The organism is Micromonospora sp. NBC_01392, assembly GCF_045040125.1.
In the GTDB taxonomy this organism is placed as follows: Bacteria; Actinomycetota; Actinomycetes; order Mycobacteriales; family Micromonosporaceae; genus Micromonospora.
The window spans coordinates 2,126,822-2,150,653 of the sequence record NZ_CP109549.1 but is presented as its reverse complement, the minus strand read 5'-3'; the positions used below and the strand labels follow the sequence as shown (position 1 = coordinate 2,150,653).

Genomic DNA, 23,832 nt, shown 5'->3' with positions numbered 1-23,832 from the left:
TCCCGCCACCGTCGCCGATACTGCTTGCTGCACTGGCGTATAACCGGGCGTCACCTTTCCGCAGGGTGGGACCGGCGACGCAGCGCCAGGCTCCAATACGCTCATTTCCTGTGCATCTCCTACGAAGGCTCTTCTCCCGGGCGCGCATAAGACACATCCAGTATCGATAGCTCGATCTCGTATCCCAGATCGCGCATGTCGGCCGCCTGAGCTTTGAGGGCCTCCTCAACTTCACTGCGGTCCAATCGAGCCACCTCGGCCCTCCTTGCGTCGCGAGGCAGATCCCTAACGCTGGCCTCCCACTTGCTGGTGCTGTACCAACCCACACAGTAAATCCCGTGGCGGCTCCGTACGTCTGGAAGGTATCTATCAACCAACTGGTCTTTCATCGCCGTAAGAAGCTCCCGATTCCAGGCGCACTTCACTTCGACAATCACCGTGGAGACGGAACCCGTCACGTCGGCTGCAGATACGAACAGGTCGACGCGTTCACCAACACCACGAGGGCCTGTACGCCGCACCTGAACCTCACGGTTGATGACCACTGCACGTCCGCCTATAAGCTCCATCAACCGCGCCTGCAGATAGTCCGAAAGATCGTCCTCGCCCTTTGGTCGACGCGCCACGGTATCCCAGAGCCAGTGACTCTGCGGCGTCATGCCCTGCAGATTATCCTGAACCCTTGCTAGACCTTCTATGATTACTGATTGAAGGTCGCCAGCGTGCCGAACGAGTCGCGAGTGGCGGTCCGTGCTCAAGCGTCGCAACTCAGCAAGTGGCGTTTCCCGCCACTCAGCCCGCCGAATCTCTTCCTGAGCTGCAGCCTCGACCCTGTCGATCCAGCGCTCATCGGGAAACAGGGATCCGATGTACCGTATTGCAGCCACAGCTTCAGGCTTGCCTGACTTTGCAATTCGATCCAACGCCAAATTCCGCCACTGGGCAACATCATCCCGCAACCCGAAGTCGTCATCATCCGAGTCGTCGTTCTCTGCCGGAGGGAAGATCTGCATGAGCCATACGAACAGCCGGGCCAAGCAAAGCGGGTCCCGGTCCGGGATCGTTAGTGGATAATACGATTCGCGAGACGTTAAGGCATCGCGGGCAAAATCTGAGTCACTCTCGGCTAGTTCCATAAATCTGTCAAACACGCCGTCCATATCACGACTTAGTAGCAGTTGCAATGCCAACCTCGCTCGGCGGCGGTCCTCGCTGATGCCGGAGTCAGCCAGTTGATTCAACAAGATATGGCGCGCACGGGGACGGTCATTTGTCAGCATTAACTCGATTAGTTCGCTGCGAACGTCATCCGATGAATGAGAGCGGTAGAGTTCTTCCAACTGATCACCGAATGCCTGCGTCCAAAGCAAGGAGGCCTCAACGGCTACAAATGATTGACGGCCGCGCTCGGCATTTCCGGCAATGTCCGTAGCGAGTGCACTCTCAAGCTCGCTACGCGCATGAGGCAACGCCCGCTCGATAAGGGCTCGCTTGTGCTCTTCGGTGGCTCCATTAAGAGTCACAGTCCAAGTGGCAATTATTGGAGACCATTCGCGCCAGTCCTCGGGAGTTAGAGATTCCAGGCTATCGGGGCGCAGCTTAAGCAACAGCACCAGAGCCCGGTATGCTGCGCAGGATGGATAGTGTATGAGCCCTTTTCCCAGCCACTCTTGCGGGTTGCATCCGCGGCTGTGTAGGTACTCAACTGCTACTCGTAGTACTCGTTCCTTCAGCTCGTCTGGCGCATCAACCCATCGCAGAAGTTTGGTCATGTCTGGGTCGTGCTCGTTGTCCGTGACATCGCTCCCGCGACGGACATAGAACATTCGGGCCGCCTGCCAGAAAGCAGGCAGCTTACCGGCTTCACACTCAGTGATGAGTTCGCTAATCCTCGTATCGAAGCTGTCAGACTGGGGCGGATCAGGAACACGGAATCTTCTAGCTCTATCAAGTTGGCTCCGCATCGCGGCAGCCTCGGGACTGTCAATCTGGATAGGGCGAACCCAGTCCGCGACTACGGCCGTGTAGAGCGGGTGGTCCTCACTCATACTAAGGACCAGGTCCAGATGCGCCCTATTGGATTCGACGTACGCCATCCCAAACAGCTTGAACCATGGTTCCCGCCTATCAGCCGGTACACTCGCGCATTGTTGGGCTATCCACGGAAGATCTTCCGGGCGCAGTACATGCCGGGTGGCGTAAGACAGGTCCGAAATCCAGAGCAGCATTTCATCGCTAGGCGACATCTCCATGAGAGCAGTTACCAGAGCATGTCGTCCACGATCGTCTTCCAACGGGTCGAGCTGAGCATCATCGCCTGGTTCGATCTCGATCAAGGGGGAATAGTTAGTCGCGCGAGAGCGGATAACGTCCACCATCGCCTCTAGCACAGCACGATCATCCAAGTTCTGCAGCGCCAGTCGGACGACAGCATTACGTAGTCGACGAAAGGGCTCACCTTCCGAAGATCCGCCAGCCCGGAGCCACTCAACCGCCGGAACTACATCTGAAGATTGCAGCGCCTCGGCGAAATCGTCAAGGAAGCTTTGGTAAGCCCCGAAGAAGAGCCGGCGCTTTGGAAGCTTGATAATCGAGAACACCTCGGTCGCCGTCAGCCGCATTGGCCAGCAAGCCCTTAAGCCAATGCCGATCAACTCATCTGACCTGTCTTCACCTCTCAGGGCTGCCGACATAACCAAGGGAAGTAGGTCATTAGCAGCCTGCGCCTTTTGCAAGTCAAGGCAGGCATAGCCGGCGGCAACGCGGATGCGGTCTGTTTCGGCAACATCTAGAGCGGTATGGACTAGGACTGAGTACAAGTCCTCTGCCCCACAATCCCGACCTATCCGTATGGCGATCCGGCGAACATCTTCATCGGAGCTGCTCATCCCTTTTCGCAGTTGCTCGCCGATACCCGGGTGCTTGAGGCCTGAGTAATTTCTGCCGAACTCCTGAGTTACACGTCGCGGCGCGGCGAGGAGGCCTTCGACAACTGCCGCCCGCAGCGAGTCGCCTGGCAGTTCAACTTCGCCTGTGAAAGACTCGGGATCAGCCAAGGCGATCCATCTATACTTACTCGGAGCCATCGCGACCAGCCAAGCCGCCGCCAACCGAACCTGAGGAAAAAGCCGGCCATCCCCCGCTAGGAGAAGTGGCCTCAGTTGAGAATCCGAGAGCTGGGATAGGTGCATCCAGCGGGCCGCGAGGAAGTCGGCGAAGGTTGCGTGCGCCCATCCGAGCAGTTGGTTACCGCGACTTGTGAATAATGACGACTGCAAGACTTCTCTTACGGCTTCGGTGGTTACGTCCTTAGGGTCACCCTGTACGGACTCACACCCGCCGGATAGCTCTTCCACAGTACACTGGCTTTCGCCCGGACCCTCGTATGAGGGCCCGGTGAAAAACAACGGCTTTCCAGCGAGGACGGTTGCAGCGGCGAGGCGTCCTGCAACCGAGAGTCGGTATCCTGCAGGAACGTTTCCCAGCAGCCCGGCTGCCCTTCTTCTTTCACTATTCTCATCACATAGGGCGTGGAGCCCTTTCTCGTACAAATCTGCCGTCGTAGCGGGAAGTGATCCGCCAAACGACTCAAAGGACCGTGCGAGTAGCCGGCAAGTCAGCGGTCTGCTAATTAGTGGCACAAGCCGGGCTTCCTCTGCAGCCGTCAGGAACTGCTCAGAATCCGTCCACTCGGCCGCTAATTCAGCCACATCGGTTCGGCGTAAGGGGAGCAATTCATACTCCGCATAGTCGGACCCGAACGTAGCCCTCATCGTCGAGGCCAGCAGGCCAGGCCAATGCGCTGATCTGCAAGCGATCCTGACCCACATTCGGTCGGTGGGCCAACTTCGGAGGTAATCGTCGAACATGTTGGCCATCTGGGGAATGTGAGCAAGGCCCTCGTCGAAGCCGTCGAGCACAAGGCACAACTCGCCGGTGCCCGTAGCCCAGGCGTTGACATCCGGCCTCTCAAAGATCTCTCGTATCAGCCTGCCTTCGCTATAGGAGCTTAGGTTGGCGCTCACCACCGTAGCCCCCACGCTTTGGTGCAGCACCGGCGAGTGCTTCTTTAGGACGGTGCTTTTACCGATACCAGGCTCGCCCAGCAGGATTAGGCACCGAGACTGGTACAGATCGGTGGTCTCAACGAGACTATTGGATTGGGGCATCAGCCAGTGCGAACTGCTCGGATCTAACAGATACCCACGCGTGTCTAGCGCAAAGCCAGCGTCCGGGGGGCACCAGAACCTTCTCACGCGACCTCCTACGCTTGGCCCTGCGCGCGCCTTGGCAATTCATCGAACGGCTTCGGCAGGCGATCGGCCTGTCTCTACCTGCAGGAACGCTCGATGACACCTAGAGCACCTGATCAAACAAGCGCATAGCAACGACTGTTACAGCGATCCTCGATCTATCGACGCAGTAACGCAAGCGGCCGCGCTCTTCATCCCGTCTGCCATCGGCCCGCCCTCCTGGGGAGCGGGCCGCCGCCCGGCCCGCCATGTCAGGCGGACCTTGACGCTCGTACGGACGCTGGCGGGTCGGGCGGTGGTCTGCTCGGCTTGCCCGGGTCGGTGGCAGGCGGGATGGCCTACCGCAACCACCCACGAACCGCGACCCGCCGACGATCTTCGGCCATCCTGGAGCCGGAGCGCCCCCGCCGGAGGCGCCCTAACCGCAACCCCGCGACCGCCTGCAGCTCGCCGACGCGGCCGGCGTGCGCTCCCCTACGCCGCGCGGGCTCGTGGCCGCGTGGCCCGGCCGGCTGCTGGCCCATCACGTCACCCCGTCGGCCGGCTGTCGTTCTGTGGCGGCCCTCCGGGCTTCCCGCTCTCCGCGCCAGCCGCCGGGCATCAGGCGGGACGGCCGCAGAGCGACAGCGGCAGCGGCCGGCGCGCGCCCAGGCGGCGGCGCGTGCGGCCCGTCAAGGGCCGCCTTGATAGACGTACAGAAAGTCCTCCCACACCGGCCGGCAGCCGGCCGTCCCGCCCCCGCGCGAGGGGTCACGGCGGGTTGACGTGTCGGTACCCGGTGCTACTCTGGCGCTCGTCGACCACGCCAGCGCGGCCTTCCTGCCGGATCGCTGGACTCGACGTCGGAGATGCTGAGCGGCCTTCTGCCGCTGATGCGGGCCACGTCCCGTCGGCTCTCGATCGCACCGGCCGCTATGCCGGTCTCCCGAATCCGCTGAGCGGCCCAGCACGGTCTTCCCTGCCGTCCACGATGGCCTCGGATTCACACATCTCCACGGGTGGGGGCAGCCTGCGGCAACCCGCCGGATGCCGAGATCCCAGGCTCCCCACTCGTGCTGGCCCACTCATCAGGTCCACGAGCGTGAAAGGACATGACCCATCGGCGGGAAGTGGCACGACCACGACTCCGCCCTCCGGCGTCAGCCGCCCTCTCGGCGGTGCCAGGAGACACGACGAACACCACCAGCGGACCCAAGTCCACGGCTGGTGGTGCTTCGTCTCCCCTCCCTGCCACCACCTGAAGAGGAGACAGCCATCTTCACCACCTACCGCCCCGGCCTCACCGCCGGTCGTGACGCCCAGGTTTTGCACCGCGCCGCCTCTCCGGAGTTCTCCGGCTGGCTGGAGCACACCCGCCCCGCCAGTGGCTGCGCCCGCCCGATCCGCCTCACCGGCACCATCGCCGCCGTGGACCGAGACACCGGCCGCATCACCGGCCAGATGCACACCGACGAGCTGCCCGACCGGACGCTCTACAAGGCGTGCGGCAACCGCCGCGAATCGCAGTGCCCGGACTGCGCCTGGGTCTACCAGGGCGACGCCTACCAGGTCGTCTGTCGTGGCCTGACCGGCGGTAAGGGCGTCCCCACCTCGGTCGGCCGGCACCCGGTCGTCTTCGCCACCTTCACCGCCCCGTCCTTCGGTCCGGTCCACCACCGGCACGTCCCCCGCCACACCTGCCGCCACCGGCAGCGCTGCGACTGCCGCCCATCCCCGTGCCGTGCCCGCAGCAACGCAGGCACCTGCCGGCACGGGCAGCCGGCGGCGTGCTTCGCCCGCCACGACGCCGACGATCCGCGGCTCGGACAGCCGTTGTGCCTCGACTGCTACGACCACGCCCACCAGGTCGTCTGGAACTACTTCGCCGGAGAGCTGTGGCGGCGCACCAAGCAGGCCATCGAACGTCACCTCGCCGCCCTGTGCCGCCGACGCGGGATCCCCTTCGTCCAGGTGATCACCGACTCCGGCAAGGCGCGCCGGCTGCCGCCGGTCCGGGTGTCACACGGCAAGGTCGCCGAGATGCAACGCCGCGCCGCCGTGCACTTCCACGTCCTGCTGCGCCTCGACGGCGTCGACCCCAACGACCCGGACACCCTCGTGCCGCCGCCAGCCGGCATCACCGTCGACGACCTAGAGGAAGCGGTCGAGGTCGCCACTCGGCAGATCACCGTCACCACACCCGCGCACCCCGACCAGCCGCAGGGTTGGCTGGTCGCCTGGGGCGAGCAGGTCGACGTCCGACGCATCAACACCGCCGACGGCGAACTGACGGACGGCAAGGTGGCCGCTTACCTGGCCAAGTACGCCACCAAGGCCACAGAAGCCACGGGCCACTCGTCCGCCCGGCTCACCCCGGCCACCATCGACGGCTACGCCGACCCCCAAGGCGTCCACACCGCCCGCCTCGTCGACGCCTGCTGGCACCTAGGCCGCCCCACCCACAGCGACACCGCCAGCGGCGCCGCAACCGCCGACGACTGTCAAGACAGCCTTGACGCCAAACCGCGCCCCTACTCCGGGCTGCGCCGATGGGCTCACATGCTCGGCTTCGGCGGCCACTTCCTCACCAAAGCCCGCCGCTACTCCGTCACCTTCGGCCTGCTCCGAGATACCCGCACCACCTACCGGCGCGAAGAGGACGACGAGCCAGCCGACACGATCACCGTCGGCACCCTCACCTACATCGGGTCCGGCTGGCTCAGCGAAGGTGATGCCCTGCTCGCCAACACCGCCGCGCGACAGCGGCGCGAGAGCAGACGCATCGGCCGAGAAGAACTCACCCACGAAGCCTGGCTCACCGGAGCCGCCGCATGACCCACGACCTCCGCCCCCGCTGGTACTCGCCCGCCGAGGTCGCCGTCCTGCTCGGCTTCGGCATCTCCAAGGTCAAGATGAAGATCGCCACCGGCGAACTGCGCTCCATCAAGGACGGCAAGTACCGCCGCATCCTCCCTGAAAGGGTCGACGACTACATCCGCGAACAGGTCGAACGCCAGGAGGCTGCCTGATGCCCGGACGCGCACGAGCCAACGGCGAAGGCTCCATCTTCCCGTACCGGAACGGCTTCGCCGCCTACGTCTGGGTCACCAAGCCCGACGGCAGGCGCACCCGCAAGTACGTCTACGGCAAGACCCGCGAAGCCGTCCACGACAAGTGGATCAAGCTGCACCAGCAGGCGAAGCAGGGGCCGGTGGCGACGAGCGTTCCCACGGTCGGCAGCTTCCTAACGTACTGGCTGGCCGAGATCATCCAGCCGAACCGGGCACCGTTGACCTACGCCACCTACGAGACGTTCGTCCGCCGCTACATCTCCCCCGGCCTCGGGGCCAAGCGGCTCGACCGCCTCCAGTCCCGGGACGTGCAAACGTGGATCAACCAGGTGGCCCGTACCTGCCAGTGCTGCGCCCAGGACAAGGACGCCGCCCGCCCCAAGCACAAGCGCCGCTGCTGCGCGGTCGGCCGCTGCTGCCAGGCCGTCCCGTCGACGCGCACGGTCAGCGACATCCGGGCCGCGCTGCGGGCCGCCCTCACCCACGCCCAGGCCGAAGACCTCATCACCAAGAACCCCGCCGTGCCGGTCACCCTCGCCACCGTCCGCCGCCGCCGGGGCAAGTCGTGGTCGAGCGACGAGGCACGGAAGTTCCTGGAGTCCGCCAAAGCAGACGACGACCCGCTCTACGCCGCCTACGCCCTGGTCCTCGTCACCGGCCTCCGCAAGGGCGAAGCCCTCGGACTGACATGGGAGGACGTCGACCTCGACGCCGGAGAGCTGACCATCGGCCGCCAACTCCAACGCGTACGCGGTCAACTCCTGCACCGCGACACCAAGACCCAGGCATCCGACGCCACGCTCCCCCTGCCCGACATCTGCCTGACCGCCCTCAAGCTCAGACAGCAGCAACGCGACGAGGCGAGAGCAACCGCCGGCAAGGCGTGGCACGAAAGCGGACTCGTCTTCACCACCCGCTACGGCACACCCATCGAGCCGCGCAACTTCCAACGCTCCTGGCAGACGAGGTGCGAGAAAGCCGGCGTCACGCCGATCACCGTCCATGACGCCAGAAGAACCTGCGCCACGCTCCTGGCCGACCTCGACGTCCACCCCAGAGTCGCCATGCAGGTGCTGAGGCACGCCCGCTTCGCGGTAACGATGGAGATCTACACCCAGGTCACATCGACAAAGACGAGAGAAGCATTGAAGCGCCTCGGGGACTCACTGAGCCACTGACGAGAACTGCTGTACAAAGCTGCTGTACGCAAGCAGAAAGGCCACCTCCCGAAGCCGGGAAGTGGCCTTTGACCTGCGTGGGCGATACTGGGATCGAACCAGTGACCTCTTCGGTGTGAACGAAGCGCTCTCCCGCTGAGCTAATCGCCCTCAGCGCGCATGACTCTACCTGATCGACGGCCCGGACCAAAAACCGGGCCTCAGTGCGTCGCGAGGTAGTGCAGCGCCCGCGCCACCACGTCGATGCCGAGGCTGTACTTCAGCGACAGCCACACCACCACCGACACGAAGACCAGACCGACCAGCCCGAGCACGAAGCGCACCGGCAGCGATCGGCTGGTCACCCAACGCGTCCAGGCGTTGACGTGTCGGCGGGTGAACGCGAGCAGCCGGCGGGCCCAGTGGAACTCGACCGCCCAGACGCCGAGGCCGGCGATGACCAGCAGCCAGCCGGGGCCGGGCAGCGGGATGAGCGCGATGCCGACGGTGACCACGACGGCGCCGAGGATGCCGATGAAGATCTTCAGCGCGACGCGGCCGGTGGGGTTGGCGCGGATGAGGTCGAGCGTGGTGTGCAGGCGACCTCGCCAGCCCCGCCGACGCGGCGTGGTGGGCGCGGCTGGGGAACGCCCGTCGACCGGCACTTCGTACCCCCGATTTCTGGCCGTTCGGGCCGCATCCTCCGGCGGATCGCCCGGGTCCCGCGATGCCAACGGGGTTTCCCTCGTGACCATTTCCACCCCCAGTGTCGCGCGGGACCGTCACCCCTGCTGAGGACTGGACGTTACCGGAGTAAGTCGACGACTGAACCACCCGTTGCCGGGCGGGACGACGGAGTGGGCGGAACCGGAAATCCTACTCGGGGTCTCCCGGCCCCGAAGGCTTTCCGACCCCCTTCCCACCACTGGGTGAAGTCAGCGTATGGCGGAGCGTAGCCAGGAGCAGCACCTGAGTATGGGAAAAGCGGGACACGCGCGTTCCGCAGCGGTGCCGGGGGGAGAACGTCCATGAGTGTCATCCGACCGACGACCGTAGAGGTCGAGACGTCGCTAAGGCTCGTCGCGCCTGACGCCACCGCCTTGCCGGTGCGTGCCAGTCTGCGTTACGACCCTGCTGACCCGTATGCGGTCCATGTCCTGTTCCATGCCGAGTCCGCCGGCGGCGAGGCGGTGAGCTGGTCGTTCGCGCGCGAACTGCTGGTCACCGGGCTCGACGAGCCGGCCGGCATCGGTGATGTGCGGGTCTGGCCGTGGGCCACCCCGCGCGGCGACTTCGTCGCGCTGGCGCTGTCGTCCCCGGACGGCAACGCCCTGTTCGAGGTTCCGCGCAGTGTGCTGGTGCGCTTCCTGCGCCGGACCTACGTCGTCGTCCCGCGCGGCCGGGAGGCCGAGCACCTGGACGTCGACACCGCGGTGAACCGGCTGCTCGCCGGTCGCTGAGCACGACCACACCCGGGGCCGCGCGGATCTGCCGAGTCCGCGCGGCCCCGGGCCGTCTCACCCCGGGGTACGCGGTCAGCCGCGTGTGGTGATCCCGCCGTCGACCGGGATGACCGCCCCGGTCAGGTACGCGCCGGCGCGGGACGCGAGGTAGATCGCGGTGCCGGCCATGTCGTCGGGGCGGCCGATGCGGCCCAGCGGCACCTGCTGTTCGATGGCGGCGCGCGACTCGGGGTCGTCGAGCGCGAACGCCATCATCTTGCTCTCGAACGGCCCGGGCGCGATCGCGTTGACCGTGATCGCCTCGCCGGCGAGCTGGTGGGCGAGGCCGCGGGTGAGCATGTGCACGGCGGCCTTGGTGGCGGAGTAGGCGTACACCTCCATCCACGGCACCCGGAGTCCGTCGATCGAGCCGATGTTGATCACGCGGGCCGGGTCGTCGGCGCCGGCGGCGGCGCGCAGCGCCGGCAGCAGCGCGGTGGTGAGCCGGAACACGGCTTTGACGTTGACGGCCCAGAGCTTGTCGAACGCGCTCTCCGGGTAGTCCTCCAGCGGCGCGCCCCAGGTGGCGCCCGCGTTGTTGACCAGCACGTGCAGCCGGTCGTGGCGTTGCCGGACGGCTTCGGCCAGCGCCAGCGCGCCGGCGTCGCTGCCGAGGTCCGCCGGGATCGCCTCGCAGTGTCCCTCGGCGGAGAGTTCCTCGGCCACCGCCTCGCACACCTCGGCCTTGCGCGAGGAGATGATCACCCGGGCGCCGGCCCGCACGAAGCCGCGCGCGATCATCAGCCCGATCCCCCGCGAGCCGCCGGTGACCAGGACCGTCTTGCCGTCGACCGAGAACAGATCCGTCATGCCCATCCCATCGCCGTCGCCGCCGGGCCGCGGGCCGGTCACCCGGCCCGAGCCTTACCGACCGGTAACCTAACCGTCCGTGGCGTGCCCCGACAAGGCGTCGGAGCGGGGTGAAACCGTCGAGATGCAACGTGCGTCCGGGCCGGTTACCGTCAAGGATGATGGTCACTACCGGTCAGCCCTCCCCGGCCACCCGCATCGGCCTCTCGGACACCCGCCTCGACACCGACGAGATCGTCACCGGCGCGCTCGACGACCTCACCGCCGCACCCGGCTGGCACCGGCCGATCCTGCTCGACCGTGACCTGCTGGTCCTGGTCACTCACGGCCACGGTACCGCCGAGCTGGACTTCCGGGCGGTGCCCTGCCGACCCGGCACGTTGCTGCGCGCCCGCCCCGGCCAGGTGCTGCGCTGCCTCGGTCAGCAGCTCGACGCCACGGTGGTGAGCTGGGGGCCGGACGCGCTGCGCGGCCTCGACGTCGACCCGGACGCGGTGCCCGCCCACCGCCAGCTCACCGGCGAGGACGCCGACGCGGTGATCAGCGAGGTGAGTCAGCTCGCCGTGGACGCCGACCGGCACGCGCTGGTGCCCGCCGCCGCGGCGTTGCTGCGTCACCAGCTCGCCGTGCTGCTGCTGCGGCTGAGCCTGCTGCCGCGGGGCGAGGAGGGGCCACCGCCGGGCGCCGAGGCGGTGACGTTCCGGCGGCTGTGCCGCGAGCTGGAACGCGGCTACCGGCACACCCGCCGGGTGGAGGACTACGCCGCCCAGCTCGGCTGCTCCGTGCGTACCCTGACCCGGGCCTGCCTGGCGGTGACCGGTCGCAGCGCCAAGCAGGTCATCGACGAGCGGGTGGCGTTGCAGGCCTGCCGGCTGCTGGCCGCCACCGACGACCCGATCGCCCGGATCGGCCGGCTGCTCGGTTTTCCCGAGCCGACCAACTTCGGCCGCTTCTTCACCCGGGAGGTCGGGGTGAGCCCGGGGGCGTTCCGGGCCGCCCGGGAGCAGCCGCTGCCCGTCCGTCTGGTGCGTCCGCGCCCGCCCGCCGACTCCCCCGCGCCGGCCGGCCGGGCATGATGGCAGTGTGCAGATCTCCGCGCGCGGCGACTACGCGGTCCGGGCAGCCCTGAGCCTGGCCACCGCGTACCCCACCCTGCTGTCCACCCAGGCCATCGCGGCGGAGCAGGACATGCCCCGCAAGTTCCTCGAGGCGGTCCTGGCCGACCTGCGCCGGTCCGGGATCGTCCGGGCCCAGCGCGGCGCCGAGGGCGGTTACACGCTGTCCCGGCCGCCGCGCGACGTCACCATCGGGCAGGTGTTGCGCGCCGTCGACGGTCCGCTCGCCGGGGTACGCGGGCTGCGTCCCGAGGAGACCCGCTACGAGGGCGCGGCGGAGAACCTGCCCCGGCTCTGGGTGGCGGTGCGCGCCTCGGTACGGCGGGTGGTCGACGAGGTGAGCCTGGACGAGCTGGTCAGCGGCCGGCTGCCGGCGCACGTGCGCAAGCTCACCACCCAGCCGGACGCGTGGGAGCCCCGCTGATCACAGGGTGGTGACGACCTCCTCGTACGGCAGCCGGGGCAGCCGTTCCCGCCAGGCGTCCGGGGCCGGGCGGCCGATGTTCATCAGCAGCAGCACCCGGTGCCGCCCGTCGGGGAAGAACTCGCGTTCCACGCCGGTCGCGTCGAACCCGGCCATCGGGCCGGCGGCCAGCCCGGCGGCGCGTACCCCGACCACCAGGTAGCCGATCTGGAGCGCGGCGTTGAAGCGGGCCTGCGCCTCCCGGCCGGCCGGGTCGCCGGTGAACCAGTCCCGCGCGCCGGGGCGGTGCGGGAACAGTTCGGGCAGCCGGTCGTGCCAGTCGACGTCGGCGGCGAGCACCGCGGTCAGCGGCGCGCCGGCCGTCTTGTCCCGGTTGCCGGCGCTGACGTACGGCAGCAGCCGCGCCCGGGCCGCCGGCGAGCGCAGCAGCAGCACCCGCAGCGGCTGCGCGTTCAGCGCGGTGGGGCCGTTGCGGACCAGATCGTGCACGGCCCGGACCTGCTCCTCGTCGACCGGCTCGGCGGTGAACGCGTTGGCCGTGCGGGCCGCCCGGAACAGCAGGTCCTGGGCGGCCCGGTCGAGCGCGAGCAGCTCGTCGGCGGGCGCGGTCACCACGACTCGGACCAGTCGTCGAGGGTGGTGGTGTAGCGGCCCCGGTGGTGCAGCAGCGGGTCGCCGTCCTCGCCGGCGCCGAGCGCGAGCGGCTCACCGAGCACGATGGTGTGGTCGCCGGCCTCGATCCGCCGGACCACCCGGCACAGCAGCACCGCCAGCGCGTCGCCGATCAGCGGCACCCCGAACGGGCCGGTGGTCCAGCCGGGGTGGGCGGTGAACCGGTCGATGCCGCTGGTGGCGAAGATCTGTGCGATCTCCTGCTGGCCGGAGGCGAGCAGGTGCACCGCCACGTGCTCGGCGTGCGCGACGGTCGGCCAGCTCGACGACGCGCGGCCGAGGCAGACCGAGACCAGCGGCGGGTCCAGTGACACCGAGGTGAACGAGGTGGCGGTGAACCCGGACGGCGGCAGCGTCGGCAGGAGCCGGTCGCCGCGCAGGCCGGGCGTGGTGACCACGGTGACCGTGGACGCCTGCCGGCGCAGCAGGCCGCGGAACGAGTCGACGTCGACCGGGCGCAGCTCGACGGTGCCGGTGCCGGGCCGGTCCACGGTGGTCACGACGCCACCAGCTCTCGGGCGGCGTGGACGCTGGCCGGCCGGGGCAGGCCGTAGTGTTCGCGCAGGGTGCGCCCGGTGTACTCGGACCGGAACAGCCCGCGTCGGCGCAGCAGGGGTACGACGTGGTCCACGAAGGCCTCCAGTCCGTGGGGTAGCAGTGGTGGCATGACGTTGAAGCCGTCGGCGGCGCCCCGGGTGAACCAGAGCTCGATCTGGTCGGCGATCTGCTCCGGGGTGCCGACCACGACGCGGTGCCCGCGCCCGCCGCCGAGCCGGCCGATGAGCTGCCGGAGGGTGAGCCGTTCCCGCCGGGCCAGGTCGACGACGAGCTGGTAGCGGCTCTGGTGGGACTGGACGGTGGTGGCGTCGGGCAGGTCCGGCAGCGGCCCGTCGAGCGGTCGACCGGTGAGGTCCAGCCCGGTCATGCCGGAGAGCTGGGCGAGCGCGTGCTCGGGCACGATCAGCGCCTCCAGTTCGTCGGCGAGGGCACGGGCCTCCCTCTCGGTACCCCCGATGACAGGTGCGATACCGGGCAGCACCTTGATCAGTTCCGGGTCGCGGCCGGCGTCGGCGGTGGCCCGTTTGAGCGCGGCGTAGAACGCCTGGCCGTCGGCGAGTGTCTGCTGGGCGGTGAAGACGGCCTCGGCGTAGCGGGCGGCGAACGCGATGCCGTCGGCGGACGAGCCGGCCTGCACCAGCAGCGGGCGGCCCTGCGGCGGGCGGGGCGTGTTGAGCGGCCCGGCCACCCGGAACCGTTCGCCGGTGTGTGCGATCTCGTGCACCCGGTCGGTGTCGGCGAAGACGCCGCCGGCGGTGTCGAGGACCAGCGCGTCGTCCTCCCAGCTGTCCCAGAGTTTGATCGCCACGTCGACGTGTTCGGCGGCGCGGCGGTACCGGTCGGCGTGCGCGGGATGGTCGTCGAGGTTGAAGTTGCGGGCCTCGCGGGCCTGGGCGGAGGTGACGATGTTCCAGCCGGCCCGGCCGCCGCTGAGGTGGTCGAGCGAGGCGAACGCGCGGGCCAGGTTGAACGGTTCGGTGTAGGTGGTCGAGGCGGTCGCGATCAGGCCGATGCGCTCGGTGACGGTGGCCAGCGCGGCGAGCAGCGTGAGCGGCTCGAAGACGGCCTGGATGTTGTGCCGGACGGCCGGGCCGACGGCCAGCCCGTCGGCGAGGAAGACCGAGTCGAGGGTGCCCCGCTCGGCGATGCGGGCCAGTTCCTGGAAGTGGCGTACGTCGGCGAGGCGGCCGGGGTCGGTGCGTGGGTGCCGCCAGGCGGCCTCGTGGTGGCCGACGCCCATCAGGAAGGCGTTGAGGTGCAGGGTGCGGGTCATGGCGGTTCCTCTCAGGCGGTGGTGACGTCGACGCGCCAGGTGGAGAAGCGACGTTCCCCGGCGACGAGGAGCTGGTTGACCACCAGCCCGATGGCGGAGATGGTGATGATCCCGGCGTACATGTCGGGGATCGCGAAGTTGTACTGCGCGTAGTTGACGAGGTAGCCGAGGCCGGCCTTGGCGCCGACCATCTCGGCGGCGACCAGCACCAGGATCGAGTACGCCCCGGCCAGCCGGACGCCGGTGAAGATGGTCGGCACGGACGCCGGCAGGATCACCTTCTGGAACAGCCGCAGGTGGTCCAGGCCCATCGAGCGGGCCGAGCGCACCAGCAGCGGGTCGACGCCCTTCACGCCGGCGATGGTGTTCAGCAGGATCGGCCAGGAGCAGGCGTAGACCACCAGGGCGATCTTGGAGGTCTCACCGAGGCCGAGGATGAGCACGAAGACCGGCAGCAGCGCCAGCGCGGCGGTGTTGCGGAACACCTCCAGCAGCGGGCTGAGCAGGTCGGCGAGGGGGCGGTACCAGCCGATCAGCAGGCCGAGCGGGATGGCGGTGGCCACCGCGAGGGCCAGCCCGGTGAGCGAGCGGGTGAGGCTGGCGCCGACGTGGTCGGCGAGCTGCCCGCTGCGCAGCAGCTCCCACCAGGCGAGGAGCACCTCCGAGAGCGGGGGCAGGAAGACCCGGTCGACCAGGCCGGTGCGGGGCACCACCTCCCAGATCGCGGCCAGCGCCAGCAGCGCGACGCTGCGGTGCAGGGCCCGGCCGCCGAGCGCGAGCAGCCGGCCGGTCCGGGCAGGGACGACGGCGGCCGGGGGCACGGCGGGCCGGGCCGCCGCGGCGGCGGGTCGTTCGGCGATGTCAACCAACGCGGGCCTCCTCGCGGACGGCGGACTGCGCGGCGCGTACCTCGTCGCGCAGCAGCGTCCAGATCTGGTGCCGGTGGTGCCGGAACGCGTCGGTGGAGCGGACGTCCTCGGCCGCCTCCCGATCTCCCAGTTCGATGTCGATGACCTGCTTGATCCGGCCGGGGCGCGACGTCATCACGGCGACCCGCTGGCCCAGGTGCACGGCCTCGTCGATGCCGTGCGTGATGAACACGATGGTCTTGCCGGTGGCCTGCCAGATCCGGACCAGCTCGTCCTGGAGCAGGTCGCGGGTCTGGGCGTCGAGCGCGGCGAACGGCTCGTCCATGAGCAGCACGTCCGGGTCGTACGCGAGGCTGCGGGCGATGGCGACGCGTTGCTTCATGCCGCCGGACAGTTCGTGCGGGTAGCGGTCGGCGAAGCCGGTGAGGCCGACCAGGTCGAGGTGGTGGGCGACCAGCTCGGCGCGCTCGGCGCGGGGCAGGCCCTTGGCCTCCAGTCCGAACGCGACGTTGCCGGCGGCGGTGCGCCAGGGCAGCAGCGCGTACTGCTGGAAGACGATGCCCCGGTCCAGGCCGGGCCCGGTGACCGGGCGGCCGTCGACGAGCACCTGCCCGGAGGTGGGGGTGGCCAGCCCGCCGAGCAGGTCGAGCAGGGTGGACTTGCCGCAGCCGCTGGGGCCGACGACGACCAGGAACTCGCCGGGGCGTACGCCGAGGGTGAGGTCGTCGAGCGCGGTGACCGCGCCGCCGTGACCACGCCGGCCCGGGAAGACCTTGCGCACCCGGTCGAAGCGGATCTTGTCGGTGCTCATGCGCCACCGCCGGGGTTGGCGAACGCGTTGAACCGGTTGGTGTAGAGGTCGGCGGGCTTGGGACGCGGGCCCTTCAGCTCACCGGCGTCGGCCAGCCAGTCGATCCAGGTGGCGAACTCCCGGTCGGTGATGACGCCGCCGGTCTCGGCGACGCCGCTGGACTTCCAGTAGTCGACGAGGGTGGCGTCCTCGTTGCGGCCCCGCTTGCCGATGATCTCCCTGAGTCGGGCCACCACGGTCTCCCGGGGCTGGGTGCGCGCCCACTCGATGGCCTTGCCCACACCGGTGACGAACGCGCGGACGGTGTCCGGGTTGCGGGCGATGAAGTCGTCGCGGAAGACGTAGCTGCCGGCGCTGAACGCCCCGAGCAGTTCGTAGTCGGTGAACACGGTGCGGATGCCGCCGGCCGCGACCGCCTTGTCGCGGATCACGCCGCCGAGCACCGCCACGTCGATCTGCTTGGCGCGCAGCGACTGTTCGGTGTTGACCGGGGGCAGCGCGACCAGTTCGACGCGGCCGATCTCGTCGGCGGTCAGGCCGCCCCGGGCCAGCCAGGTGCGCAGCACGGCCTCGGCGTGCGCGCCGAGCGTGTTCATGCCGACCCGCTTGCCGATCAGGTCGCGCGGGCCGCGGATCGGGCTGTCGTCGCGCACGTAGTAGCCCTGGAAGGTCTGCGCGTCGGAGCCGTAGTAGCTGACCACGGCCGTGATCGGCGCGTTGGCGGTCTGGAGTTTGACGATCGCGCCGTTGAACGCGCCGCCGAAGTCGCTCTGGCCGGTGGCGGTGGCCTGGATGTCGGCCGGGCCGCCGGTGACGTTGCCGATCCAGTCGAGTGTCACGTCGCCGAGGTAGCCGAGGTCGGCGGCGAGTTCGGGGAGCGTCACCTGACCGACCGAGCCCTGGTAGCGCAGTTCGGTGGTCTGGTTGCCGGCGGCGCCGGCGTCGGTGCCGCAGCCGGTGGCGGCGGTGAGGGTGAGCAGGGCGACGGCGGCGGCGAGGGCACGCCGGGGTGATCGGGTCGAGGGCATGGCGGTGTCTCCTGATCTGTCCACGATGCGGTGGAGGGGGCCCACGTGGGGGCGGAGCGCACGCCGTGCCGCGCCGGGCCACGATGCGCCGGCGACGGGAACGGACGGGCGGAGGAGGGGGAACGACGAGCGTTCGGCTCAACAGAGCGCGCTCGCGTGCCGGACCAGGTCGACGTGCACGCGAGCGGTGAGGAGAAGCTCGTCCCGCTGCGACATGCCCTCATGCTGCCGACCGTTGTCCCCGCCGGTCAACGCCCTTCCAGTCAGTGAGACTTTCATCGCTGGCTTTGTTACAACCCGTCTCCACCAGCATTTACCACCCCTTAACACCTACCCATTGGATAGAGATTGTGCCGGGCGCGACGCCCACCGTCCAGACCGGACCGCACCAGGTTTCGCGTTTCGTCGATCCGGGCATGTTCCTCCTCGCAGAGGCAGGGAGATCGAAGGAGGCACCCCCGATGGGCGTTCAGTTCCGCAAGCGCAAGAAGTACGGGCCGCTGATCCTCCACTTCACCCAGAACGGGTTCTCCTCGTGGAGCATCAAGATCGGCCGCTGGTCCTGGAACTCGAACACCCGCGCCCACCGCGTGGACCTTCCGGGGCCGCTCTCCTGGAAGCAGGACAAGGCCTGACCCCGGGCGAGGAACTCCGGGGAAATCCGGTGCTGACGAACCGTCGGCACCGGATTTCGTCGTCCGGTCCGGTGTTCCGCCGCCGCGCCCCGGTCCGAGGCGGACAATCGCGACATGGTGCACCTGACCCTGCGGCGGATGCGGCGGCGGGCCGTGGCGGCCTGCGTGCTGATGCTGGTCGGCTACTTCCTGGTGCCGGTCGAGGCGGACCCGAACGGGTGGCGACTGGCCCTGCGCTCGGTCGCCACGGTGCTGCTGGTGGCGGCGGTCGCGTTCCTGGTGACCGGCCAGGTCCGCCGCCAGCTCACCCGCGACCAGCCGACCGGCGACGCGGAGGACCGCGCGCTCACCCGGCTCGCGATCGCGTTGATCGCCGGGCTGCTGGTCTTCGCGCTCGCCGACTACGTGGTGGCGGACACCCGCCCCGGTGAGTTCGTCGGGCTGCGCACCCGGATCGACGCGCTCTACTTCGCGTTGGCCACACTCACCACGATCGGCTACGGCGACGTGCACGCGCAGGGCCAGATCGCCCGGGTGGCGGTCTGCGCCCAGATGGTGTTCAGCATCGGCGTGGTGGCCACCGGCGCGTCGGTGGTGGTCAGGCAGATGACCCAGCGGTCGTCCCGGCGCTGATCACCACGTCGCCACCGAGCCGGCCGGGCTCCGGATCGCGGGTCACCGCGCCGGCGGTGAGCAGCGAGGTGAGCGCGCGGTTGGCGTCGGCGGCCCGGTAGACCGTGGCGGTGGCCGCGAACCGGCGCAGCTCGGTCACCGTACGCGGGCCGGACCGGGCCAGCTCGGCCAGCAGCTCGCGGCGCAGCGGGCCGGGCTCCGGCTCGAGCGTGATGTCCAGCAGCCGCCCCGCCGGATCGGCCGGGTCGCGGTAGCGCACGCCGGCGTACTCGTCGACGGCCCAGAGCGCGTCCTTCATCGTCTCCAGGCCGCGGTCCGAGCCGGTGGCGTAGCCGAGCAGTCGGGCCGGCCCGTCCTCGGGCACCATCTCGACCTCGGTGACCAGCGGGAAACCGGCAGCGGTGAGCGTCGGCCGCAGCGACCGGCCGGGCGCGGTGACCAGCAGCAGCTCGGCCGGGCGGCCGGACGCCACGGCGGTCAGCAGCGCCGGGTCGGGCGCGCCGCCGTCGACCACGGCCAGCAGCGGCGCGCCGGCCGCACCGGCCGCCTTGAGCGCCACCGGCAGCCGGTCCGGCCGGCCGGGCACCAGGTGCACGGCGACGTCGGCCGGCAGGGTGGCCTCGACCGCGCCGAGCCGCGCCGGCAGCGCCGCGTCGCCGTCGGCGAGCACCAGCACGGTCAGCCGCCGCCCGCGCAGCCGGTCGGCGAACTCGGCCACCACACGCAGCGCCGCCTCCGCGCCACCGGCCTCTCCCCCGGCGTACGCCAGGGCGAGCGTGGCCCGCCGCGCCCGGTGCAGCGCGGCGGGGAGCCAGTGGTCGAGCTGGCGGACGAGCAGCTCGCGCAGGACGGCGTCGGTCGACATGGTGCCGTTTCTACCGCACCCGACCACGTGCCCGGCCGGGAACCCCGGTCAGGCCGGGACGGAGACGCCCACGCCGCCCCGGGTCTGGCCGCCGTAGCGCTGCCGCTCGCGGTCGAGGTCGAGCCGGCCGATCCGCTTGCGGGCGGCGAGCGCGGCGTCGTCCAGCAGGTTCGCCGGGACGATCCAGACGATCTCGAACTCCAGCCCGTCCGGGTCGCGGCCGTAGAGGCTCTTGGTGGTGCCGTGGTCGGACGCGCCGCCCAGCGCGCCGGCGGCGGCCAGCCGCTCGGCGGTGGCCGCCAGCTCGTCGAGCGTGTCCAGCTCCCAGGCGAGGTGGTAGAGGCCGACGGTGCCCCGGCCGGCCGGGGACGGCCCGGCCGCCGCGCCGACCTCGAACAGCCCGAGGTCGTGGTCGTTGGTGGAGTCGGGCGCCTGGAGGAAGGTGGCGCCGCGGAAGCCGTCCGGCGTCATCGGGACCCGGCGGAAGCCCAGCACGTCGCGGTAGAAGGCGACGCTGCGCTCCAGGTCACTGACGTAGAGGACGGCGTGGTTGAGCCGGTGGATTCCCATGCCCTCGACGGTACCTCGCTTTAATTGAGCGTTCAACCATTGGCGCTATGATGGGCGTCATGACCCGGTGGCTGGACCCCGACGAGCAGCGGACCTGGCGGGCCTTCCTCGCCGCCTCCCGCGCGCTGATGGACACGCTCGACCGCGAACTGCAACGCGACGCCGGCATGCCGCACGCGTACTACGAGATCCTGGTCCGACTCTCCGAGGCCCCCGGCCGGCGGCTGCGGATGAGCGAGCTGGCCGACGCCACCGGATCCTCGCGCAGCCGGCTCTCGCACGCCGCCGCCCGGCTGGAGGCCGCCGGCTGGATCCGCCGGGAGGACTGCCCCACCGACCGGCGCGGCCAGCTCGCCGTGCTCACCGACGACGGCTTCGCCACGCTGACCGCCGCCGCGCCCGGCCACGTCGAAGGGGTACGCCGGCATCTGTTCGACGCGCTCAGCCCGGCCCAGGTCGACCAGCTCCGCCGGATCAGCGAGACGCTCGCCGATCACTTGACCCAATCGGCACCAAACTGATCCACTCCGGGGGTTGTACTTACCGTCGCCGGATGAGCACGATGGGGCGTGTCCTCCGGCTTCGCTGACCTGACCGTCCAGGCGCACCATCTGGTGTCCGAAGGCGACCTCGACGGCGCGCAACGGCTGCTCGCCGACGCGCTCAGCGACGCCGACCCGCGTCCCGGCAACGCCTCCCCCGAGCTGGCCGAGGCGGCCGGCCTCCAGGCGCGGCTGCTCGTCGCGCTCGGCGAACCGCACTCCGCGCGCGGCTGGGCCGCGTTCGCGTACGCGGCGACCACCCGCCTGTTCGGCCGCTCCGACGAGCGCACCGTCACCGCCGCCGCGACGCTGGCCGCGGTGCTGCACCGGGTCGGCAGCGACGCCCGCGCCGCGCGGCTCTACTCCGACGTCATCATCGAGCTGACCGCCCGCGACGGGCCCGAGTCGCAGCGGGTGCTGGCCGCGCACGCCGACCTGGCCACCGTGGAGTACGCCCGCGGCCAGTGCGAGGTGGCCCGCGACCGCCTCGCCGACGCCTGGGAGCTGCACCGGGAGGTCTACGGCGACGACCACCCCAGCGGCATCAAGATGCTGGCCAAGCTCGGCGCGATGGAACGCGACTGTGGCCGGTACGCCGAGGCGCACGAGCACCTGGCGCTCGCCGAGGACCTGTGCCGCCAGCACCTCGCCGTGGACGACCCGCTCGCCGTCCAGGTGGCCGGCCTGGCCCGGGCCGCCGCCGACCCGGACCATGTCTGCGCCGCGCCCGAACCACAGGCACCCACGACGCCGGTGGTGCCCGCCGCCCGGGTCGCCCCGCCCGTCGAGGGTCCGCCCGACCTGCCGCCCTACACCCCGCCCGCGCTCGACGAGCCGGTGCGCACACCGCTCTACCACCCGCCGGGCCGGGCCACCGACGCCGGGCACGTGCCCACGCCCCGCACCGCGCCCGAGGCCGACGCCGAGCCGTTCGACGACTACCCGTGGCCGCCGGAGCACGAGCAGCCCTGGCGACCGGACGAGCCGGCCGAGCCGCGCCGGCCGCCGGCCGACCAGCCCTGGCAGGTCGGCGAGCCCGCGGAGCAGCCCTGGCGGGTCGGCGAGCCGGCCGAGCAGCCCTGGCCGCCGAGTGAGGACGCGGTGCCGCCGACCGTGGTCGGGCTCACCGCCGACGCGCCGCCCGGCGTACGCCGGGTGCCGCCGGCCCCCGAGCCGTCGTCGCGTTACCTGCCGGTGCACGTGCCCCGGCCACCCGCCACGCCCCGGCGGGAACGGCCCTGGCTGCCGCTGGCGGTGCTCGGCGTGGTGGTGGCGCTCCTGCTGGGCACCATCGCGGTGATCGCCGGCGTGTCCCGGGTGGACGGTGACCGCGACACCCCGGCCGCCCCGTCGGGCGGGCCACCGTCGAGCGGGCCGCCGCCGGCCTCCGCACGGCCCACCGCCAGCGCCCGGCCGGCCGCCTCCCCGGGCACCCCACCGGGCCGGTTCGCGCTCACCGACCGACGCGACAGCATCGTGCTGAGCTGGACGTACCCGGCCGGCGCGGAAGGGCCGGTGGTGGTCGCCGGGGGCCGCGCCGGCCAGCCGCAGCACACCTTCGCGACGCTGCCCGCCGGCTCCGGCGACTACATCGCCTACGGGCTCGACCGCACCACCGACTACTGCTTCACCGTGGCGCTGGTCTGGTCCACCGACACGGTGGCCCGCGCCGCCCCGGTCTGCACCAAGCGACGCCGCTGACCTGTCACTCCGGGTCCGGCTCGGCCAGCGCGGGCAGCCGTACCGTCGCCCGCAGCCCCGGCGCGGCGACGCCCGGCGTCGCGTCCGCCAGCTCCACCGTGCCGCCGGCCCGGCGCACCAGCTCCCGCACGATGGCCAGGCCGAGGCCCGCGCCGCCGGCGTCGCGGGCCCGCGCGTCGTCCAGCCGGGTGAACCGGGCGAACACCCGCTCCCGGTCCACCGCCGGGACGCCCGGCCCGTCGTCGGTCACCGTGACCAGGTGGTACGCGCCCTCCGGGCCGGCGACCGCCAACCGCACCTCGGCGGACGCGTGCCGGATCGCGTTCTCCACCAGGTTGACCAGCACCCGGCGCAGCTCCCCCGGGTCCCCCTCGGTCCACCACGCCCCGGCCGGCACCGCCAGCCGCACCGGCGGCGACGGGTAGCGGGCCGCCACGGCGCGCAGCAGCTCACCCAGTTCCACCGGACCCACCGCCGCCGGCCGTGCGGGGCGCGCGTCGTCCTCGTCGAGGCGGGCCAGCAGCAGCAGGTCGTCGACGAGACGGCTCAGCCGCTCGGTGTCGGCGAGCAGGTCGTCGGCGACCGCCGGCCAGTCGGTGCCGTCCCCGAGCCGCCGGGCCACCTCCAGCTCGGTCCGCATGTTCGTCAGCGGGCTGCGCAGCTCGTGCGCGGCGTCGGCCACGAACGCCCGCTGCCGGTCCCGGGACGCGGCCAGCCGGTCCAGCATGTCGTTGAGCGTGACCGCGAGCCGGTGGATCTCGTCCTGCCCGGCCGGCACCGGCAGCCGCTCCGCCCCGGCCCGCCCGGTGATCTCGGCGGCGCCGCTGCGCAGCTCCTCCACCGGGCGCAGCGTCGCGCCCACCACCCGCCAGGCCACCACCGCCAGGCCCGCCACCAGCAGCGGGAAGCCGACCAGCAGCAGGTTGCGCACCACGTGCAGGCTGTGCCGCACGTCGGACAGCGACTTGGCCACCAGCACCGTACGCGGCTCGGCCGGGGTGCCGGCCGGCACCGTCACCACCCGGACCGGCCCGGACAGGCCGACCCGCTGCCCGTCCACCACCAGCCGCTGCCGCTGCCCGGGCCGCAGCTCGTCGGGGCCGAGCATCGGCACCAGCCGGTCCGCGTCGATCGAGGCGGCCCGGATCCGGCTCTGCGCGTCCACCACCTGCACGCGCAACTGGCCGCCGGCCACCGGCAGCGGGTCCGGCAGCGCGTCCTCGGCGGTGAGCAACGCGACCGCGTCCGCGGTCCGCAACGCCTCCGCGTCGGCCGAGCGTTGCAGCGTCCAGCCGAGCGCGCCGAGCAGCAGCGCGCCACCGAGCGCGAACCCGAGCGCCAGGCCGAGCACGCCCAACGCCAGC

23 protein-coding genes and 1 tRNA gene are annotated in these 23,832 nt (G+C 70.6%); 10 read left to right on the top strand and 14 right to left on the bottom strand.

What is annotated here, in order from left to right; all coding sequences use genetic code 11:
- Nucleotides 1–119: 119 nt before the first annotated feature.
- On the bottom strand, nt 120–3,056 hold the full coding sequence (locus OG767_RS10055) for a hypothetical protein (RefSeq protein WP_405093132.1): 2,937 nt from the start codon (nt 3,054–3,056) through the stop codon (nt 120–122).
- A gap of 2,451 nt (nt 3,057–5,507) precedes the next feature.
- On the opposite strand from OG767_RS10055, the gene OG767_RS10050 reads away from it, so the two are divergent.
- From OG767_RS10050 to OG767_RS10040, 3 genes are read left to right on the top strand one after another with little or no spacing between them, the layout of a single operon-like run.
- The gene (locus OG767_RS10050) at nt 5,508–7,067 is read left to right on the top strand and encodes a replication initiator (protein ID WP_405094180.1); all 1,560 of its coding nucleotides are present in this window, start codon (nt 5,508–5,510) and stop codon (nt 7,065–7,067) included.
- On the top strand, nt 7,064–7,261 hold the full coding sequence (locus OG767_RS10045) for a helix-turn-helix domain-containing protein (protein WP_405093131.1): 198 nt from the start codon (nt 7,064–7,066) through the stop codon (nt 7,259–7,261). Before OG767_RS10050 ends, OG767_RS10045 begins: the two co-directional genes overlap by 4 nt.
- Nucleotides 7,261–8,481, top strand: coding sequence for a tyrosine-type recombinase/integrase (locus OG767_RS10040; RefSeq protein ID WP_405093130.1), 1,221 nt, complete (start codon nt 7,261–7,263; stop codon nt 8,479–8,481). The genes OG767_RS10045 and OG767_RS10040 overlap by 1 nt, the downstream gene beginning before the upstream one ends.
- 78 nt (nt 8,482–8,559) lie before the next feature.
- On the opposite strand, the gene OG767_RS10035 is transcribed toward OG767_RS10040, so the two are convergent.
- Together OG767_RS10035 and OG767_RS10030 are read right to left on the bottom strand one after the other, a co-directional pair.
- A tRNA-Val gene (locus OG767_RS10035) sits at nt 8,560–8,631 on the bottom strand.
- Between the two features lie 50 nt (nt 8,632–8,681).
- Entirely contained in the window at nt 8,682–9,215 is a 534-nt protein-coding gene (locus OG767_RS10030; protein WP_405093129.1) for a TIGR02611 family protein, read from the bottom strand.
- Nucleotides 9,216–9,488: 273 nt separating this feature from the next.
- Between OG767_RS10030 and OG767_RS10025 the strand changes: the two genes are divergently transcribed.
- Complete coding sequence (locus OG767_RS10025) at nt 9,489–9,920, top strand: SsgA family sporulation/cell division regulator (protein WP_007457244.1); 432 nt, start codon at nt 9,489–9,491, stop codon at nt 9,918–9,920.
- A gap of 75 nt (nt 9,921–9,995) precedes the next feature.
- On the opposite strand, the gene OG767_RS10020 is transcribed toward OG767_RS10025, so the two are convergent.
- The gene (locus tag OG767_RS10020; protein WP_405093128.1) at nt 9,996–10,772 is read right to left on the bottom strand and encodes a glucose 1-dehydrogenase; all 777 of its coding nucleotides are present in this window, start codon (nt 10,770–10,772) and stop codon (nt 9,996–9,998) included.
- A 161-nt stretch (nt 10,773–10,933) separates the two neighbouring features.
- On the opposite strand from OG767_RS10020, the gene OG767_RS10015 reads away from it, so the two are divergent.
- Nucleotides 10,934–11,848: a helix-turn-helix transcriptional regulator gene (locus tag OG767_RS10015; RefSeq protein ID WP_405093127.1), complete on the top strand. Its 915-nt coding sequence runs from the start codon at nt 10,934–10,936 to the stop codon at nt 11,846–11,848.
- A gap of 7 nt (nt 11,849–11,855) precedes the next feature.
- Nucleotides 11,856–12,311, top strand: coding sequence for an Rrf2 family transcriptional regulator (locus OG767_RS10010; protein WP_107159310.1), 456 nt, complete (start codon nt 11,856–11,858; stop codon nt 12,309–12,311).
- On the opposite strand, the gene OG767_RS10005 is transcribed toward OG767_RS10010, so the two are convergent.
- From OG767_RS10005 to OG767_RS09975, 7 genes are all read right to left on the bottom strand, one after another.
- Nucleotides 12,312–12,926: a malonic semialdehyde reductase gene (locus OG767_RS10005; RefSeq protein WP_405093126.1), complete on the bottom strand. Its 615-nt coding sequence runs from the start codon at nt 12,924–12,926 to the stop codon at nt 12,312–12,314.
- Entirely contained in the window at nt 12,920–13,483 is a 564-nt protein-coding gene (locus tag OG767_RS10000; protein WP_405093125.1) for a flavin reductase family protein, read from the bottom strand. Before OG767_RS10000 ends, OG767_RS10005 begins: the two co-directional genes overlap by 7 nt.
- A complete protein-coding gene (locus tag OG767_RS09995) occupies nt 13,480–14,814 on the bottom strand; it encodes an LLM class flavin-dependent oxidoreductase (RefSeq protein ID WP_357296627.1) in 1,335 nt (444 codons plus the stop codon). The genes OG767_RS10000 and OG767_RS09995 overlap by 4 nt, the downstream gene beginning before the upstream one ends.
- Before the next feature lie 11 nt (nt 14,815–14,825).
- A complete protein-coding gene (locus OG767_RS09990; protein WP_405093124.1) occupies nt 14,826–15,683 on the bottom strand; it encodes an ABC transporter permease in 858 nt (285 codons plus the stop codon).
- Nucleotides 15,676–16,494: an ABC transporter ATP-binding protein gene (locus OG767_RS09985; protein WP_405093123.1), complete on the bottom strand. Its 819-nt coding sequence runs from the start codon at nt 16,492–16,494 to the stop codon at nt 15,676–15,678. Before OG767_RS09985 ends, OG767_RS09990 begins: the two co-directional genes overlap by 8 nt.
- The gene (locus OG767_RS09980) at nt 16,491–17,522 is read right to left on the bottom strand and encodes an ABC transporter substrate-binding protein (protein WP_405093122.1); all 1,032 of its coding nucleotides are present in this window, start codon (nt 17,520–17,522) and stop codon (nt 16,491–16,493) included. Before OG767_RS09980 ends, OG767_RS09985 begins: the two co-directional genes overlap by 4 nt.
- Nucleotides 17,523–17,660: 138 nt before the next feature.
- Complete coding sequence (locus tag OG767_RS09975; protein ID WP_281935085.1) at nt 17,661–17,801, bottom strand: putative leader peptide; 141 nt, start codon at nt 17,799–17,801, stop codon at nt 17,661–17,663.
- Between the two features lie 182 nt (nt 17,802–17,983).
- Here OG767_RS09975 and OG767_RS09970 point away from each other — a divergent pair, with 182 nt between their 5' ends.
- Both OG767_RS09970 and OG767_RS09965 read left to right on the top strand, forming a co-directional pair.
- Complete coding sequence (locus OG767_RS09970; protein WP_064498970.1) at nt 17,984–18,157, top strand: DUF4236 domain-containing protein; 174 nt, start codon at nt 17,984–17,986, stop codon at nt 18,155–18,157.
- A gap of 114 nt (nt 18,158–18,271) precedes the next feature.
- Nucleotides 18,272–18,790 carry a potassium channel family protein gene (locus OG767_RS09965; protein ID WP_405093121.1) on the top strand — a complete coding sequence of 173 codons (519 nt, stop codon included), beginning with the start codon at nt 18,272–18,274 and terminating at the stop codon, nt 18,788–18,790.
- On the opposite strand, the gene OG767_RS09960 is transcribed toward OG767_RS09965, so the two are convergent.
- A complete protein-coding gene (locus OG767_RS09960) occupies nt 18,756–19,655 on the bottom strand; it encodes a hypothetical protein (protein WP_405093120.1) in 900 nt (299 codons plus the stop codon). The two genes, OG767_RS09965 and OG767_RS09960, sit on opposite strands and share 35 nt — an antisense overlap.
- Before the next feature lie 48 nt (nt 19,656–19,703).
- Nucleotides 19,704–20,225 (bottom strand): VOC family protein, encoded by a 522-nt coding sequence (locus OG767_RS09955; protein WP_405093119.1) that lies wholly within the window; start codon nt 20,223–20,225, stop codon nt 19,704–19,706.
- Nucleotides 20,226–20,275: 50 nt separating this feature from the next.
- Here OG767_RS09955 and OG767_RS09950 point away from each other — a divergent pair, with 50 nt between their 5' ends.
- Nucleotides 20,276–20,746: a MarR family winged helix-turn-helix transcriptional regulator gene (locus OG767_RS09950; protein ID WP_281935094.1), complete on the top strand. Its 471-nt coding sequence runs from the start codon at nt 20,276–20,278 to the stop codon at nt 20,744–20,746.
- 48 nt (nt 20,747–20,794) lie between these two features.
- A complete protein-coding gene (locus OG767_RS09945; protein ID WP_405093118.1) occupies nt 20,795–22,468 on the top strand; it encodes a tetratricopeptide repeat protein in 1,674 nt (557 codons plus the stop codon).
- Nucleotides 22,469–22,472: 4 nt separating this feature from the next.
- Here the strand turns inward: OG767_RS09945 and OG767_RS09940 are convergent, their stop codons facing one another.
- A complete protein-coding gene (locus OG767_RS09940; RefSeq protein ID WP_405094179.1) occupies nt 22,473–23,831 on the bottom strand; it encodes a sensor histidine kinase in 1,359 nt (452 codons plus the stop codon).
- Nucleotide 23,832 lies beyond the last annotated feature (1 nt).